This window comes from Pseudovibrio sp. SCP20 (assembly GCF_057774105.1).
This window is the reverse complement of sequence record NZ_JBYMDH010000001.1, coordinates 77,217-92,692: the sequence shown is the minus strand read 5'-3', so window position 1 is coordinate 92,692 and position 15,476 is coordinate 77,217. Positions and strand designations below refer to the sequence as shown.

At 50.6% G+C, this 15,476-nt stretch carries 15 protein-coding genes; 6 read left to right on the top strand and 9 right to left on the bottom strand.

The window, feature by feature from the left end; translation table 11 throughout:
- Window positions 1–97 precede the first annotated feature (97 nt).
- Entirely contained in the window at window positions 98–922 is an 825-nt protein-coding gene (locus AC3CB2_RS00415) for an amino acid ABC transporter permease (RefSeq protein WP_352931612.1), read from the bottom strand.
- Window positions 923–1,090: 168 nt separating this feature from the next.
- Window positions 1,091–1,888, bottom strand: coding sequence for a transporter substrate-binding domain-containing protein (locus AC3CB2_RS00410; protein WP_352931789.1), 798 nt, complete (start codon window positions 1,886–1,888; stop codon window positions 1,091–1,093).
- A gap of 259 nt (window positions 1,889–2,147) precedes the next feature.
- Here AC3CB2_RS00410 and AC3CB2_RS00405 point away from each other — a divergent pair, with 259 nt between their 5' ends.
- The 4 genes from AC3CB2_RS00405 to AC3CB2_RS00390 all read left to right on the top strand — a co-directional run bounded on the left by AC3CB2_RS00405 (window position 2,148) and on the right by AC3CB2_RS00390 (window position 5,099).
- On the top strand, window positions 2,148–3,332 hold the full coding sequence (locus AC3CB2_RS00405) for a Na/Pi symporter (protein ID WP_352931614.1): 1,185 nt from the start codon (window positions 2,148–2,150) through the stop codon (window positions 3,330–3,332).
- A gap of 79 nt (window positions 3,333–3,411) precedes the next feature.
- On the top strand, window positions 3,412–3,600 hold the full coding sequence (locus AC3CB2_RS00400) for a hypothetical protein (protein WP_352931616.1): 189 nt from the start codon (window positions 3,412–3,414) through the stop codon (window positions 3,598–3,600).
- A 156-nt stretch (window positions 3,601–3,756) separates the two neighbouring features.
- Entirely contained in the window at window positions 3,757–4,035 is a 279-nt protein-coding gene (locus AC3CB2_RS00395; protein WP_352931617.1) for a hypothetical protein, read from the top strand.
- A gap of 125 nt (window positions 4,036–4,160) precedes the next feature.
- Window positions 4,161–5,099, top strand: a complete 939-nt coding sequence (locus AC3CB2_RS00390) for a DMT family transporter (RefSeq protein WP_352931619.1) — start codon at window positions 4,161–4,163, stop codon at window positions 5,097–5,099.
- Window positions 5,100–5,147: 48 nt separating this feature from the next.
- On the opposite strand, the gene AC3CB2_RS00385 is transcribed toward AC3CB2_RS00390, so the two are convergent.
- On the bottom strand, window positions 5,148–6,047 hold the full coding sequence (locus AC3CB2_RS00385) for a LysR substrate-binding domain-containing protein (protein WP_008552162.1): 900 nt from the start codon (window positions 6,045–6,047) through the stop codon (window positions 5,148–5,150).
- A 194-nt stretch (window positions 6,048–6,241) separates the two neighbouring features.
- Between AC3CB2_RS00385 and AC3CB2_RS00380 the strand changes: the two genes are divergently transcribed.
- Window positions 6,242–6,565 carry a DUF1127 domain-containing protein gene (locus AC3CB2_RS00380; RefSeq protein WP_008552145.1) on the top strand — a complete coding sequence of 108 codons (324 nt, stop codon included), beginning with the start codon at window positions 6,242–6,244 and terminating at the stop codon, window positions 6,563–6,565.
- Window positions 6,566–6,796: 231 nt separating this feature from the next.
- Here AC3CB2_RS00380 and AC3CB2_RS00375 read toward each other — a convergent pair whose 3' ends face one another.
- From AC3CB2_RS00375 to AC3CB2_RS00360, 4 genes are all read right to left on the bottom strand, one after another.
- On the bottom strand, window positions 6,797–7,675 hold the full coding sequence (locus AC3CB2_RS00375; RefSeq protein WP_075700254.1) for a LysR family transcriptional regulator: 879 nt from the start codon (window positions 7,673–7,675) through the stop codon (window positions 6,797–6,799).
- Window positions 7,676–8,104: 429 nt separating this feature from the next.
- Complete coding sequence (locus AC3CB2_RS00370) at window positions 8,105–8,935, bottom strand: hypothetical protein (RefSeq protein WP_352931621.1); 831 nt, start codon at window positions 8,933–8,935, stop codon at window positions 8,105–8,107.
- A 146-nt stretch (window positions 8,936–9,081) separates the two neighbouring features.
- On the bottom strand, window positions 9,082–10,917 hold the full coding sequence (locus tag AC3CB2_RS00365) for an adenylate/guanylate cyclase domain-containing protein (protein ID WP_352931623.1): 1,836 nt from the start codon (window positions 10,915–10,917) through the stop codon (window positions 9,082–9,084).
- 23 nt (window positions 10,918–10,940) lie between these two features.
- Window positions 10,941–11,669 (bottom strand): 16S rRNA (uracil(1498)-N(3))-methyltransferase, encoded by a 729-nt coding sequence (locus tag AC3CB2_RS00360; RefSeq protein ID WP_352931625.1) that lies wholly within the window; start codon window positions 11,667–11,669, stop codon window positions 10,941–10,943.
- 195 nt (window positions 11,670–11,864) lie between these two features.
- On the opposite strand from AC3CB2_RS00360, the gene xseA reads away from it, so the two are divergent.
- On the top strand, window positions 11,865–13,397 hold the full coding sequence (gene xseA / locus AC3CB2_RS00355) for an exodeoxyribonuclease VII large subunit (protein ID WP_352931627.1): 1,533 nt from the start codon (window positions 11,865–11,867) through the stop codon (window positions 13,395–13,397).
- 74 nt (window positions 13,398–13,471) lie between these two features.
- Here xseA and AC3CB2_RS00350 read toward each other — a convergent pair whose 3' ends face one another.
- Window positions 13,472–14,095: a hypothetical protein gene (locus AC3CB2_RS00350; RefSeq protein WP_352931629.1), complete on the bottom strand. Its 624-nt coding sequence runs from the start codon at window positions 14,093–14,095 to the stop codon at window positions 13,472–13,474.
- Window positions 14,096–14,524: 429 nt separating this feature from the next.
- Window positions 14,525–15,418 carry a GNAT family N-acetyltransferase gene (locus tag AC3CB2_RS00345; protein WP_352931630.1) on the bottom strand — a complete coding sequence of 298 codons (894 nt, stop codon included), beginning with the start codon at window positions 15,416–15,418 and terminating at the stop codon, window positions 14,525–14,527.
- Window positions 15,419–15,476 lie beyond the last annotated feature (58 nt).

Here is a 15,476-nt window from a genome sequence, read left to right as displayed (position 1 = left end):
TCCAAATCCCTGTTATGTGCAGCTGCGCTGTTGGGTTTAGCGTGCTGCAATTATCGTTATTTATGAAATCTGATCCCGATCTTTTTTAGGAGCAGATCTAAGCTTCGTATTCAAAGGCCCGCTTCATGCGCCTTTCGAGACCGCGGACCACCAGAGACAGTGAGACTGTCATGATGAGGTAGAGGTAGGCAACCACGTTGTAGGTTTCGAAGAACTGGAACGTGGAGGCCGAATAGATCTTACCAAGTTGGGTGATATCCTGCACACCCAGAACAGAGACCAGCGCACTTTCCTTGATGAGGGCGATGAAGTCATTACCAAGTGGCGGAAGGATGTTCTTGAACGCTTGTGGCCAGATGATGAAGCGGAAAGTGTGCCATCTGGACAGGCCAAGTGCACGGCCAGCTTCCAGCTGTCCCTCATCCACGCTCTCGATGCCAGCGCGGAAAATCTCCGCAATGAATGCGGAATAACCAAGAGAGAGCGCGATGATCGCACGCCACATCATGGAAAGATCACGGACTCGGAGTTTGTCGATGATTTCCAGCTCGATCAGCGGTGTCATGATCCAGTTGTAGGCAACTACCATCTGCGGTGCGCCGACAAAGGCGATGTAGAACAACAGCACCAACATAGGAACACCGCGCATGATCTCCGTATAAAACGAGCACATCTCGCGGATGATGCGATGCTTAGAGCCACGCCCTATGGCAATGAAAAGCCCGAAAATGCTGGCGATGAAGAAAGAAACGAACGTTACAAAGAGCGTGATGCCAACGCCTTTGAAAAGGGTCATGAAGATCTGGCGATAATCACCGTTTGCAGCGATGAGCCAGAGGAAGAAAACAGCAAGTACAAAAGATGCGAGCAACCACCAAGGAAGCTTGTCCAACCGGGATGTTGTGGCAGAACGCTTGCCCATCGCGTTTCCTTCAAATCTGTTTGGGTTTCCTGATGAGGAGCAGAAACCTTGAATGACGCCCTGAGGGCTGCTTATCTGGCCTATCCGAAACCCAGTTTCCTGCTTTTGGGATAAGCCACAAAATGAAATGGCGGGCACCTTGCACCCGCCAAACCAACTAAACTCTTGTTAGTTCTTGGACTTATAGTCAAAGAACCATTTCTGGTTCAAGGCATCAATGGTGCCGTCTTCACGCATGGAGCTGAGCGCCGCGTTGATTGGCTCTCGCAGGTCAGAACCTGGTGTCAGAATGAAGCCGAAGTCCTCAGAACCGATTGGGCCACCAACCACTTTGAAGCTGTCTGGAGATGCGCCCATGTAGCCAGCGGCGGCAGTTGCATCCATCAGCACCATGTCTACGTCTTCCGCACGCAGTGCCTGAACAGACGCGCCAAAGGTTTCAAACAGCTGGATGCGCTTGTTGTTTTCATCACCATCAAGCACTGAGTACACGGCGGTGTAGAAGTTTGTGGTGCCCGGCTGTGCGCCAACCAACAAGCCTGGGTCATCCGCGAATGCTTTTGGATTGTCGAAGCGGTCTTCATCAGCACGCACCAACATGAACATCTCAGAGGTCATGTAAGGATCGGAGAAGTCGATCTGTTTTTCACGTTCTTCGTTGATGGTGATGCCATCCATGCCCACATCAAACTGCCCCTGACGTACAGCTTCAATCATGCTGTCCCAGGAGGCCAGACGCCAGTCCACCTTCATATTGAGGCGCTTTGCGATTTCGTTGAAAGCATCATATTCCCAACCGATGCCCTCACCGGTTTTTGGGTCTGCAAAGTTCAAAGGTGTATACGCATTCTCGGTCACAGCAACAACGGTGCGGCCCTTCAGATCTGGTAGATCCGCTGCGGAAGCTGCAGCTCCAAAGCCGACAGAAAGAGCAAGGGTTGCGATTGCTAGTTTAAGTTTCTTCATCATCGGGTATGTCCCCTCCAAGGAAAATCTGGCCACCACGTAGAAAAATCTGGCAGAATCACACCCGGCGGATGTTGACAGCTAGCCGATCTGTGAGCAATAGGATGCGGGTGATTGACCTGTAAAATGCCGTAGTTGGCTTGATTATTTACTCTGCAAATGCAGAGGTGGTCAACGAAAGCCTTGGTGATTTCCTAGGCTGAGCGATTTGATGTTAGAAGATACGGCTAAATGTCGTGGTGAACTTTTATAGACGGATATGTCGGTGCAAAAAGATCCCCTGAACAACGACGAGCCCTATCTTGAGGATGAGCATCACATGCCGTTGGGCATAAGTTTGCTCAACTGGATCTCTGTCGGATTCCTGATTTATTTTCTTCTTTGCGCTGTGGGCCTCATTGAAGCAGGCTTTATTGCCATTGGGCACCAGACCGCAGAGCAGATCTTCTCCTATGCAACCAATCCGATTGCAGGCGTCTTAGTCGGTATCCTCACCACATCGCTGGTTCAAAGCTCTTCCGTCACCACATCCATCTTGGTTGGTCTGGTTGCAGCAGGATTGCCGATTTCGATTGCTGTGCCGATTGTGATCGGGGCCAACTTCGGAACCACGCTCACCAACACATTTGTAAGCCTGGGATATGCTCGCGATCGTGTGGATTTCCGGCGCGCCTTTAGTGCTGCGACGGTGCATGATGCGTTCAATCTGATCTGCCTGCTGATCTTTCTGCCGCTGGAGATTGCCTTTGGCTTCTTGCAGACCATCGCTATGTGGGTGGGAGACTTCTTTACAGCGCTTGACCCAGCAGATAATCTGATCACAGCCAACTTCAACTTCATCAACTACCTCACAGGCCCACTCATCCAAGAGATAGAAGGACTGGCCTCTGGTCTGTCCCAGCCTTGGAACGGGCTGGTTACTGCGGCGATTGGCTTTGTGATGATCATCATCAGCATCACCTTTGTGAGCCAGTTGCTGAAGCTTCTACTTGCTGGCCATGCTCGCCGTCTTGCAGAAAAGATGACGTCTGCTGCACCATCTTCCGGGATCTTCACAGGCCTTGTGGCAACCCTGTTGCTGCAGTCTTCGTCAGCCACTACAAGCCTGGTCGTGCCACTTGCTGGCTCTGGCGTTTTGACCACCAGACAGGTTTACCCGTTTACACTTGGTGCGAACATTGGCACCTGTTTGACGGCTATTCTGGCGGCCTTTGCAGTCACAGGGCAGCGCGAGCTGGCGTTTGAGATTGCTATTGTGCATCTGGTTTACAACGTGCTCGGTGTGCTGCTGATCTACTGCGTGCCGTTTATGCGATATCTGCCTGTTCAGCTTGCTGAGTTCGTGGGGGATCTTGGCGCGCGTCGGTTTGTGGTCGCGGCCAGCTACGTTGTTGGCATCTTCTTTCTGGTCCCTGCCCTTGGCATTTTCCTATTGAGCAGATAGGCTACTACTTTCTTCCCTGTCGCGGCCTGTTTCCTATTTTTTTGCTCGCCGCTCTCAGCTTGCGTGATTGGGTGTGCCCATGCCTTTGCAAAACCGTGTTGCTCCCAATGGAGAGCTGTGTGCTGTCTCTGCCCGTGGCATGTTCATGGGCAATCGAGGGGGCCGTATTCATGATCCAGAGACGCAAAAGCTGACAGGGCGAACGCATGCCTCCCGTCGGTGGCTGTGCTGTTCCACGACCTATAAGGACTGGCACCGGGATGTCTGAGGTAAGTTTTATACGGAGCTGTTTTTCTTCGATGAGGTGACTGCACTGGCTGCGGGGCACAGGCCCTGCTTCTTTTGCCGGAAAGAAGATGCCAAGCGTTTTGCTGATCATTGGATGCGCTGTGAAGGGCTAGAAAAACTACCCAGCTCAGATGAGATGGACAAGGTTCTGCACGCGCAACGCTGCGGACACAAAAAGTCTCCCGCTTCACTGCCAGTTATCAATCCTCATGAGAGCTGGTCCGACGGAACAGTGGTTCAGGTGGAAGATGCGTTTCTGGCACTGAAAGAAGGCACATGGTGGAGTTGGAGCTTTGAAGGTTACACGCCTGTCGCTAGTCCATTGCCTGATCAAGTAACGCTGGTGACACCGCCTCAGATCATCAAGATCCTGAAGGATGGATACGCACCGAAGTGGGGTGCGTTTAATACGTAATCCTGACAGATAGGCGTAGTACCCATTCGTTTTTCAAATGATTTGATGACGTTTATTCATTTGTTTCATTTCGTCATTTCATGCAGGAAGTTGCTTGGAATACTTTAGATGAGCAGGAATATTTCATGACGAGTGCGAGCGATATCGATGTAGGCACTGTAATTTCACAACAGCCTCAATCACTTAGCATGTTTGATTTCTTCCTATACGGAACAACCGTGTTTGCGTGGGGATTTAGTTGGTACGCCCTGAAGTTGCAGGCTGTGATCACTCCAGAAATTGCATTGTTCTGGCGATTTCTGTTTGCAACGTTCTTGATGTGGGGCTGGGCCAAGCTGGGTGGACATAAGCTGATGTTCCCGCTTCGCGCTCACCTCAGCTTTGCAGCGCTTGGCTTGCTGTTGTTCTCAACCAACTTCCTGCTGTTTTACCACGGCTCTCGTGAGCTGCCGTCCGGATTGCTCTCTGTGGTATTCTCACTCGCCTCCGTGTTCAACATTGTGCTCGGGTTTGTCCTGTTCAGGCAGAAAGTCAGCCGGGCCCTTGTTGTCGGGGCTGTTCTTGGTTTCTCCGGTATCTGCCTGATGTTCTATCAAGAGATTGCTGGAAGCACCTGGAACCTAGCAGCTCTTGGCGGGCTTGGGCTTTGTGCCCTAGGAACACTGAGTTTCTGTTTTGGTAACATCGTTTCAGCCCGCGCCACCGCACAGAAGATCTCTGTCATCTCAGCAAGTGCCTGGGGGATGGTCTACGGTACCATTTTGCTGGGTGCGAATGGACTGATGCAGGGTGCCAGCTTTGACGTTCCCTTTACGCCAGAGTTTATCTGGAGCTTCCTTTATATGGTGGTCATCGGCTCAATCGTGGCGTTTGGTGCTTACCTGACGCTACTGGGCCGTATTGGTTCTGCCCGCGCAGGCTACGCCACTGTGATGTTCCCGATTGTGGCTCTTGGTGTCTCCACTGCAATGGAAGGTTACACTTGGACGATCACATCCATTCTCGGCCTGCTGTTTGCTCTGGGTGGCAACTGGATCGTGTTGAGCCGTTCCACCAAAAAATAAGCCCAGTGCACGACGCACCGGGCCGGAAGCTGTTTCGCTCGAAGCCGCTTATTCGGCGGCTTCTGCATCCATCCCATTGTATTCCATCGTAACATTGCCGATAGACGCAACGATGTGGTGACACAGAGCATCGTGTACCGGCTCAATGGCCATTTGCGATCTGATGATGGTGATGTCACAAGGAGGAAGTGGCGGAAGCCCTTCTTTCTCTCCCAAAATACGCTGCCCTTGACGCAAAGCACTGGCTGGCAAGATTGCAATTGCCAGTCCAGCATTCACCGCGCCTGCCAGAGCTGCGGCGCTGGCACTGGTGTAAACGACCTGATGCTGGATGTTCAGGTGATCCAACGCGGCGACACCAGCCTGTCTCCATGAACAGGTCGTCGGGCCGACGGCAAGGCGCAGCGGGCGCTGATCATAAACGATGTGTTCGCGTGATCCGACCCATTGCAGGGGCTCTCGGCGCACGATCTGTCCCGGCACGCTGGTGCAGTCGCCACTGGTGACGATTCCCACGTCCAGTTCACCCTTTTGGATTCGTCGGCCAATCTCATTGGAACTTGAACATTCCACATCAAGATTGATACAAGGGTTCAACCGGTTAAATGCAGCAAGTACTTGTGGCAACAGTCTTTCTGCGTAGTCATCGGGCAGTCCGAGTCGAATGCGTCCGGCGATCTCCGGTTCATGGAACGCAGAGAGCGTTTCGTCATTCAAAGCAACCATGCGCCTTGCATATTCGACGAGACGTCTTCCGTGTTCAGTTATCCTAGAGTTACGTCCGTCTTTCACAAATATTGGTTGTCCAATACGTTCCTCAAGCTTCTTCATTTGCATGGAAACAGCGGACTGGGTTTTGTGAACAGCATCACCGGCTTTGGTAAAGCTTCCCAACTCTGCAACGGCGAGAAATGTTCTTAGCTGATCGACATCGATCGAATAAGGCATGGGCTCCCTCCCACTTGATCCCGATCAATCAATCACGATCTTGAATGGATTTCAATCGAAAACATTCTCTTGTCGAGTTACAACTTTTCGGTGATATTTGACGCATCGAACGACACAGTTCCCTGAGTTTATAACCCCCTATACCAATTCCAATGGATAGCCAGAGCAGCTTATCCAAACGGGAGAGTAGTATCATGACGCTTGCATTCCCTACCCCTTCTGAATATCGCAACCCAAATCGCGCTAATGCAGGCACCTTTGAACCGCTAACGCTTGCGCACACTCTGCATGTGCTGGCAGCCCTTCCTATGAAGCTATGGAAGCACTACCAAGACCGCCGTGCCATGATTGAGCTGACACGTCTTGAAGATCGTATGCTGGATGATATCGGCATCACTCGGGACGACGTTTACAGCGCGCTTGCTGCTGGCGATGGCAAAGATCCTAGTTTTCACCTGCGCATCCGTGCAAGTGAACGCCGCTGCGCTGAAATTGAAAAGCGCCGCCAACGCGCATAAGGCAGTTTGTCCTTAAGCAGGACATCTCCAACTGCCTTTGTTTCTTCTGAGCATGTTCTTTTCCGATAACCCGCGACTACCTTCGGGAACATGCTTTGAAATTGTGGGAGCCTCTATTGGCGGTTCTACCCCTATTTGAACCGCTAAAAAATCATCACCCACATATCAAAAGGGCCTGCATTGCGCAGGCCCTCTTTTTTATTCTTCAGCATGTGAGTTCAGAAAACTGCGTCAGGCAGATGCTGCAGTCTTTTCAAATGACTTTGCCAGATGATCGCTCAGTGCATTTGCCGCTTTGAAATGGCTTTCCTTGCCGCGCACCAGCTTCACAACATAGTTTGGCAGTTTCGGCAGACCTTCCAGTTCCAGCAAACCAGCATCGGAGCTGACCAGAGATGAGCGCGGCTGGATGGTGATTGCCATGCCACTTGCTGCTGTCATCTCAACAAGACCGGGATTGCTTGAGCTGTACTGAATACGGAATGCGCGATCGTCATCTTCAAGCGCCTCTACAGCTGCTTTGCGAATCCGGCACTGCTCCAGTCCCACTGCCAGAGGCAGTTCCTTTTCGCTGGCCAGTTTGAAGTTGCTGCCAGCAGCCCAAACAAGACGTTCACTGGAAAGAACACTTCCCTCACCGTTTTCGGCTTCATCGGCAAGACTGCCAATGATTGCGAGATCCAATTCGCCAGCTTCGAGAGCTTTGCGCAGATCTGCTGCCGGTGCACAGACGATGGATGCTTCCGCTTTCGGGTTGTTTTTCGAAAACTCAAAGATGATTTTCGCGGTTCTGGTTTCGTCAATGCCTTCCGCAAGGCCGAGACGAACTTTACCGGTCACTTCCCGTTCCGAGAACATCGCTAGTGTCTCGTCATTCAAGCGAAGCATCTGACGTGCGTGGCGCAGCAACAGCTCGCCATCCTCAGTCAGTTTTGAATGCCGCCCTTCCCGTCGGAAGATGGTGCGTTCAAGCTTGTCTTCCATGCGGCGCATCTGCATGGAAATTGCTGATTGCGTTTTATCGAGTTCTTCTGCTGCTCTTGTGAAACTCCCAGTATCCGCAATCATAACCAGAGTTCGCAGAGAATCTAAGTCTAGTAGTGCTGTCATGTCCCCAATCCATAACAATTTGATATGAATATACAGAATTATGGAGGAAAGAAAACCTAGAACAGGAATATAATACTTTATTTTCGCAGTCTTTTCGCGCTTTTCTGGTATTCTTAGCAATTCATCACAATAACTAATATAATGAAATTGGCACTTATATTGGATTAGACTCTCGAAAGAATCCAACAGTTCAAATAAAAAACTAGGAAGAAAAGCGCGAATAGAGTCCTGCCATATAATTCGGCTAGTAATTCTCATAAAAATGGAGGGTTATGCTAGATCTATTCATGCAAAGTGATGATCAGGTGGACGATTAGGCTAACTCTGAACTCTTGGTCGGAACGGAAACGGAGATAATTGCAGCAAACAACTTCCTCAATTCGTGATTTTCATCACAAAAAGTTATCCTCAGATATCTGTGAGATATTGTTACCTATGAGACAGTGTCGGCCAGAAAACACTGCAATATTGCTGCCATGCCTCTCCCTGAGCCTGCTGCATCTTGGCCAATCCCTCTGATAGGGTTGGCATATGCGATTCCTTCTTCATCGACTGGCGTGGAGTCTGCTGGCGAGCTCCATTTGCCCGTGACGAAGGCTCTGCTGTTTTCTTTGCCTGTGCTTTTTTGGGAGTAGTTTTTTCGGGATCAATACTCGGCTTTGGCGGTTCAGGAACGGTGCCCTGAAGAGCTTTGCTCCATAGATCCATCATCGGATTTTCAAAGGGCATCATTTGAGACCAGAAGGCTTCGCGGGCATCCAGAATTGGATTGCGAGCTGCTTCGGTATCCTGATGTAGTTCCGGGCACCCCTTTGCAAAGCCTTGCAGGAATGCTTCCATCATGGTGCGTTGCGGGCCAACAAGATAGTTCTTCAGCATATTTCCTTGAGAGAGCATCATCAGGATGGGCATCAGCTCCATCCAACTCTCCATGTTCATGGCATCTTTACGCTTAAAGTGACGCTGCATGGCCGAGGCCATGTTCTTATCACTTGCGAACATGCTCATGAACTCTGAGAGCATCGCCTGCTGCGGCATGGCAGTCATCCCCTGCCATTTACTCGGATCAGCCCAATTCATGAATGGAAGTTCAGCTTCACCAGATGATTTGGCTCCCGACTTTTCGGAGGTCTTCCTCTCTGGCTGCATAAAAGGCATGAAGCCGTGGCTTGTTTCGCAATAGTCTTTATAAGACTTTGCGTAGTTCTGACTGAGCATTTCCATAAGGGAAAACATATTGTTATTGGACTGTTGTAACATGAGGTTTTCCCCTCGCAAGCTTCTCAAGGCTATTTAATCACCCAACAGACGTAACGTCAGTTCCCTAATTTTGGATGTAGTATTCTGCAAATATTATGTCTAAGAGACGAAATTTGATTGAATTGGGTTCAATAGTGATGCCTGCCCTAAACAATCCGGTAGACATCAACCGCAGCTTCGCGACCGCGTAGCTGATAATCTCCTAAGTGCACGGTATGAAATTTGTCTGTGAGATGCTCCACAGTGGCATTGCTGGCCAGCGCAATCACACGGGCTTCCGGATCTACCTGTTTACCTAGCTCCTGGAGGCGAGCTGCCACGTTCACTGCATCCCCAACCACTGTGTAGTTCATCCGTTCGATAGCTCCAATGTTACCTACGACAACCGTGCCGGTATGAACGCCAATGCGAAGTCTCGGCTTCTCGGTGGCTCCTTCTTCATTCTCAAGCTCTTTTTCAAGCCTCTGAGCAATGAGGCGCACTGCATCGATTGCTGCCTGAGCATGGTTCTCCATTGTTTCCGGGGCGCCCCAGAAGGCCATACAGCCATCGCCAATGTACTTGTCAATCGTCCCGTGAGTGTGACTGATGCAGTCTGCCAACTCCTGAAAATGCGTATTGAGCAGGGAGGTAGTCTCTTCCGCTGTCAACTTGGATGCAACACCTGTAAAGCCAGCAATGTCAGAGAAGAGTATGGTCATCTCACGCAGTTCAGTACTGTTGAGGCCTTCAAACTCTCGTTCCAGTAATACTCGCACAAGATCTTTCGGCACATATCGAGAGAACGCACTGAGCGCAACACCAGCAGAGTTGAAGGCTTGGTTGGCTTGGTCAACCTCCTTCAAGCGAGATCGCGGCAAGGCACTGAGACCTTCCATATGCAGTTTACGAATGGCGTTTGCTTGCGCACCGAGGGCTACAAACGGGCTTGCAAGCTTGCGGCCAATTAAGAACATCAACAAGACCCCGACAGCCAGGAAAGCCGTGGCAGCTACAAAGATCTTATGCAAGTTATCGAAGGGTACGCTGAACTCAGAGGCCAACACGTAACTGCCGATGATGATTGGAAAGCGGTTCCCATTTCTAAGGTCGTCATAGAGATAAAGGTAAGTGCCATGCATATTGGTGTCGATGTGCGCTTCATAGGTCGTATTGAGGGACCTGCGCTTTGCATTGTGCCCCCAAATATCGCTGAGCGGCGTGTTACGCAGATCTGATATCAGCGGTATGGGCTTGGCCACGCTTGGTTTGAACTCCAAAAACGCTTCTTCTGAGCTCGCCAGAACCTGATCTCGTCCATAGAGAATAAAAGGGACCTGAGATGCTCGCCACTTTATGCGCGCCATCAGTTGCCCGAGTAATGCCGTCGGGTAGTCCAGTGTGAGCTTGGAGATCGTGTTATCTACCGGGTTTCGAATGTAGATGGCGAACTGCATGAAAGTTTCACCAAGGCTCTCATCATAATATGGAGGGGCCCACCGATGATGGCCGACTTCCATATCCTGCTCACTGGGAGGTATGACCATTTTCTCACGAACAGGTTGGTTCGCATGATCCAGTTGTACCGTAATCCGGCGACCTGTTGGGAAGGTATAGGAAATCCGCTTGATGTTGGTCTGGCGAGATAGGATGGAGATCAACTGTTCCCGCAAGGCCATTGGTGCGTCATAAATCAACGGATCAGACAAGACTTCCGCTGCCAGTAACCCCATACGCTCTTCGTTGCGGAAAAAATCTTCCACCACCTCAAGACCACGCTCCACAATCAGCGCGCCAGTTTCACGCATAATCGCGGTCGTCTGCTTGTTGGTTGCATCCGATACATACAAGAGCATGGAGCCGCCGATTAATGCCAGCAGCATGGCTGCACCTATGCTGAAAACAGCGGAGATAGACAGGCGCCATCTTTTCTTGCTCTTTTTTGTAGAGCGTTCTGTTTGGGGCTGCTTTTGAGCGTCAGCAGTCTTGTTGTTCAGGTCCATGCAGGCCTCCGTTTGGAGGTAGCTTAGAACCAATCTCCCAATTTTGCCTGAACAACGGCCAAAGCCGCGACGGCAGCTGTATCTGCCCTCAAAATTCGGGGGCCGAGTGGAATAGCATGCACGAAGGGTTTGCTATGGAGCAACGCCCGCTCTTCCTCTGAGAACCCGCCTTCCGGCCCAATCAGCACAGCCAGAGGTGCTTTCGGGACATCCTTCAGAGCTTCCAGAGGATTATGAGTGCCGTGCCCTTCATCGCAGAAGATGATCTGGCGATCGCCTTCTTCTTGTTCCCATGTAGAGAGCAGTCTCTTGATCTGAACTGGTTCCATCACGGATGGCACAGAAAGCACACCACACTGTTCGCAAGCTTCGAGCGCGTTGGACTCCATACGCTCCAGTTTGATCTTTGGGTTTTGGGTGAACTGGGTGATCACTGGACGCAAGCGCCCTACCCCCATTTCAACTGCTTTCTGAACCATGTAGTCCAGCCGCGCCAACTTCAGCGGTGCAAACAAGTAGTCGAGATCGGGTGTCGGCGTTTGCTCGCGTAGTTGCTCCGTGACGATCAGTTCGCATGACTTACGGCCGGTTGGCAGGATCTGAGCACGCCACTCACCATGCTTGCCGTTGAAGACGAGCACCTCACCGCCCTCCTTCATGCGCAGAACATTTAGGAGATAGTTAGCCTGTGCGCGATCTGCCTCCAAATGAAGGCCCGCGCGAAGTTCTTGATCGACAAATAAGCGTTGCATGCGAAACTCATAGCGTGACATGGGGGCACCATATGCCAAGCTCACCATAGATACCACGTTGCGCTTAAAGATTTGCTGGTGAGAACTTAATGTCTCAACAGATGGAAGCGGTTCTCACGGTTCCCCTTTGCAATTGTCGCGGTCTACACTAAGAGGGAATGGATTAATTTTTCCGCATATGAAAGAAGCCTGACCTTGTCTGAACGCTCCAACATTGCTGAGTATACCGTCTCCGAGATTTCCGGTAATATCAAACGCGAGCTTGAGGACAAGTTTGGTTATATCCGTGTGCGAGGCGAGCTGGGCCGTGTGAGCAGGCCGGCTTCCGGACATATCTATCTGGATGTGAAAGACGACAAGGCTGTCCTTTCTGGCATTATCTGGCGTGGCAATGCTTCACGTCTCAAGGTGCAGCCCGAGCAAGGCCTTGAGGTAATTGCAACTGGTAAGATCACCACCTTTCCCGGTCAGTCCAAGTATCAGATGGTAATTGATAGCCTTGAGCCTGCTGGTGCCGGTGCACTGATGGCTTTGCTTGAGGAACGTAAGCGCAAGCTGGCTGCAGAAGGCTTATTTGCAGAAGAACGCAAAGTGGCACTGCCACGTATGCCGCGTGTGATTGGCGTTGTTACTTCACCAACCGGCGCCGTCATTCGCGATATTCTACACCGTATCAGCGACCGTTTCCCACTGCATGTGCTGGTATGGCCGGTACGTGTTCAGGGCGAGACCTGCGGTGCTGAAGTAGCTGCTGGCATTCGCGGATTTAATGCGCTGGAAGCTGGTGGCGCTATCCCACGCCCTGATGTTTTGATCGTTGCCCGCGGTGGTGGTTCGATTGAAGACCTTTGGGGCTTCAATGACGAAGCTGTGGTTCGGGCAGCGGCAGACTCGCAGATCCCATTGATCTCAGCTGTAGGCCACGAAACTGACTGGACACTGATTGATCTGGCTGCCGATGTGCGTGCGCCAACTCCGACGGGTGCTGCTGAATTTGCAGTACCAGTGAAGGCTGAGATGACGGCTCAGGTGGATGACCTTTCGCGCCGCCTTTCAACTGGCCTGCTGAGATTGGTACAGTCGCGCCGGACAGAGCTGCGGGCCGCCAGTGCTGCGTTGCCAGCTCCACGCGATCTACTTGCACTGCCTCGTCAACGCTTTGATATGGTGGCTGGCCGTCTTGAGCACGGGCTGAAGATGAACACGCAGATCCATCGTAACTCTCTGACGGCTGTTTCTTCCGGTTTGCGTCCGATTACGCTGGAACGTCAGGTTGCTCAGGGCCGTGAACGGTTGCAAGTGTTGAAAGCTCGTGCAGCGACTGCCTTCTCCAACCAGGTTCAGCGGCAACGTCTTCGTCTCAGCAACTCAGCTGGGCTGCTCGGTTCTTTGAGTTATGAGCGCGTGATTGAGCGCGGCTATGCGGTGGTTCGTGATGAAAACGGTGTTCCGCTGGCAAGTGCACAAGCTGTGCAAGCGGGTCAAGCTTTAAAGCTGGAGATGAAAGGTGGAACAGTGGGTGCCGTTGCTGATGGTGGCGGCGTTACGCCAACACCTCCGCGAGTAGCAGTCCCTACACCAACAGAAGCTGCTGAGCCTTCAGCGCCGACCTCACCTCCAAAGAGTTTAGAGGAGCATATGGCTCAGACAAAAGCGAAGCAGGCCAAGAAACCAGCACGCAAGAAGAAAAATCTAATCGATCCAGATGCGCAGGGCAGCTTGTTTTAGATATCTTTGGCTAGAAACGGTCGCCTGTTATCTCGTCCAACAACCTACTCGAAGCAATGCTTATACCACTTGGGTCAAGCAGGCATTGCATCTTCCAGCTTGTATTGTGCTGCGATTTCTGGAGGCATTTCCTCAATCGCGCCACTACTGAAAACAAAACCAGTATCAAGCGCTTTTTTCAATCTATCGACCGAAGTACTTGTATCATACAGGTGGGTAAATTCATGATTTTCTGAGTAATGTAGGAGCTCAAGTCGCGAGAATGAAAATGCTTCAATGAAACTGTCTACAACTTCTTTTAGTCTAGAAACCGGCAACCCGCCAATCACCTCAAAGCTACCGTTTCCCTGCACTGAAACACCCCAGACATTCCTAATTTCATTTCCCAAATAAGAAACAAAATCATCATCAAGGAAATACAGTTCCACAGGTGCTAGATCAGCTTCATCAAAGGTATCCTTTATCCTCGCCTTTGCATCATATGTATTTGCAAAATAAAGAATAATATCGTCTTGACTCAATGCTGGATCACATTTTGGCGGAGCTAAAACAAACCCGTACTCATCGTCAGGAATGCCTTCAGAAATTGCTCTTCCTTCTGGCACATAAAAGTATGACTTTGATAATTTTGTAGTCATATCACTACCGTGTAGTTGCACAATATCAAGTAAATAAAGAAATAGAAAAGTATTTTCCAATAGTATGAAATCAAATAACTTGCCAGAAATTTATCAATGAAATCAAAGTGAAAAAAGCGATATTTTTTAAGGCATTGTCTTACTTAGATGGGATGTTCTACCTAAGCCAATCCTCATTATTGCGCAGTTAAGAGATCAAGATTATATTACTGAGGAGAGAAAGGGAGCTATTGCTCCCTTTCTCGATGGATTATTTCAAGATTGCACGGAACCAGAGGACCAGTCTGTTCCGTGCTTTTTCTATTTTGAACCTGAGTTCAAGCTTCATCCATCTACCACCTCCTTCACCAGGCATTGCTACGATCGGAGTGCCTAACTTCTCCGATTGCGTGGACTGGCTCACGCTGCTGCTTTGCAAGGAAGGTGGGTTTATGGATGCTATCGATCCGTGGCAGAAATCTCTATCCGAGAGACTTGGGGTCTAAGTTTCTAAGCAGAGGTAGGCTCCTTGCGCATCTCAACCGCGTCTTTCAGCAAGGCGATATGGAAACTGCCGTTTTCCTTGAAACCAATAGCTTCATATGCTTTTGCGGCTGCCGGGTGATCCGTGAACAAGACCGACTTTTGCGCTCCACGAGCTCTGGCAGCGTTAAGTGTGAGGGCAACTGTGATGCGGGCGTAGCCGTTGTTGCGGTGTTCTGGCGGTGTCCAAACCGGACCGACCTGAACGATTTCAGGCAATGTTGCGTTGAAACCGCTGAGAGAGACTGGATCGCCATCATTCAACAGTATCCATGCAAAGTCGCCTTCCTGCATTTGGCTGACACGATTTCGGATATGCTCATCATGTTCCGCACTCGGCTCACCGCCGAATGCCTCAAGCTCGTAGGCTTTGAGCCAATCGAACAGGAGCTGAGTGTCCGCTGCTGATGTTGGGATGAGCTTAAGTTGCTCAGCGAGTGCTTTTTCTGGCAGCTGAAGGTCTTCCAAAGCCAGCTGATAGAGGCCTTCGCTGCGATTGGTATTAAAGGCTTCGTTTGGAAGGCCAAGCTCGCCCAATACATAGAGTGTCTGCTCGCCATCTCCCACCATTCCAGCAATTGGGCGATTGGCATTTTTCAGGAAATACGTTGTAAGCGCAGCCAGCGCATCCTGTTCAGGCGCCTGCACCATCAGATTTCCGTTCCAGAAATGTGCAATAACGCCTTTGACTTCACCCTTATCATCGAAAGCAGCCAAATACTCTCCCGAGAAAAGTTCACCTGAATAGTTCAAGCCTGTCTTATCGATGTTGTTGAGCAGAAACATGGAGCTGTAGGCGTGGTTCATAAGGAACTGCCAGATAGCCTCTTTGTGTTCGTTGGATAATTTTTCGATTTTCATGGCAATGCTCTTTGTTGGAAACCACGAAGTATGGCGCAGTAAAAAACCCCAGTCCACT

Excerpts from the sequence above, each read along its gene's own strand:
- AC3CB2_RS00365 (WP_352931623.1), bottom strand. The coding sequence starts at position 10,917 with ATGGACCTGAACAACAAGACTGCTGACGCTCAAAAGCAGCCCCAAACA.
- AC3CB2_RS00360 (WP_352931625.1), bottom strand. The coding sequence starts at position 11,669 with ATGCAACGCTTATTTGTCGATCAAGAACTTCGCGCGGGCCTTCATTTG.
- AC3CB2_RS00395 (WP_352931617.1), top strand. The coding sequence starts at position 3,757 with ATGGACAAGGTTCTGCACGCGCAACGCTGCGGACACAAAAAGTCTCCC.
- AC3CB2_RS00400 (WP_352931616.1), top strand. The coding sequence starts at position 3,412 with ATGCCTTTGCAAAACCGTGTTGCTCCCAATGGAGAGCTGTGTGCTGTC.
- AC3CB2_RS00370 (WP_352931621.1), bottom strand. The coding sequence starts at position 8,935 with ATGTTACAACAGTCCAATAACAATATGTTTTCCCTTATGGAAATGCTC.
- AC3CB2_RS00345 (WP_352931630.1), bottom strand. The coding sequence starts at position 15,418 with ATGAAAATCGAAAAATTATCCAACGAACACAAAGAGGCTATCTGGCAG.
- AC3CB2_RS00405 (WP_352931614.1), top strand. The coding sequence starts at position 2,148 with ATGTCGGTGCAAAAAGATCCCCTGAACAACGACGAGCCCTATCTTGAG.
- AC3CB2_RS00410 (WP_352931789.1), bottom strand. The coding sequence starts at position 1,888 with ATGAAGAAACTTAAACTAGCAATCGCAACCCTTGCTCTTTCTGTCGGC.
- AC3CB2_RS00375 (WP_075700254.1), bottom strand. The coding sequence starts at position 7,675 with ATGACAGCACTACTAGACTTAGATTCTCTGCGAACTCTGGTTATGATT.
- AC3CB2_RS00415 (WP_352931612.1), bottom strand. The coding sequence starts at position 922 with ATGGGCAAGCGTTCTGCCACAACATCCCGGTTGGACAAGCTTCCTTGG.
- AC3CB2_RS00380 (WP_008552145.1), top strand. The coding sequence starts at position 6,242 with ATGACGCTTGCATTCCCTACCCCTTCTGAATATCGCAACCCAAATCGC.
- AC3CB2_RS00390 (WP_352931619.1), top strand. The coding sequence starts at position 4,161 with ATGACGAGTGCGAGCGATATCGATGTAGGCACTGTAATTTCACAACAG.
- AC3CB2_RS00385 (WP_008552162.1), bottom strand. The coding sequence starts at position 6,047 with ATGCCTTATTCGATCGATGTCGATCAGCTAAGAACATTTCTCGCCGTT.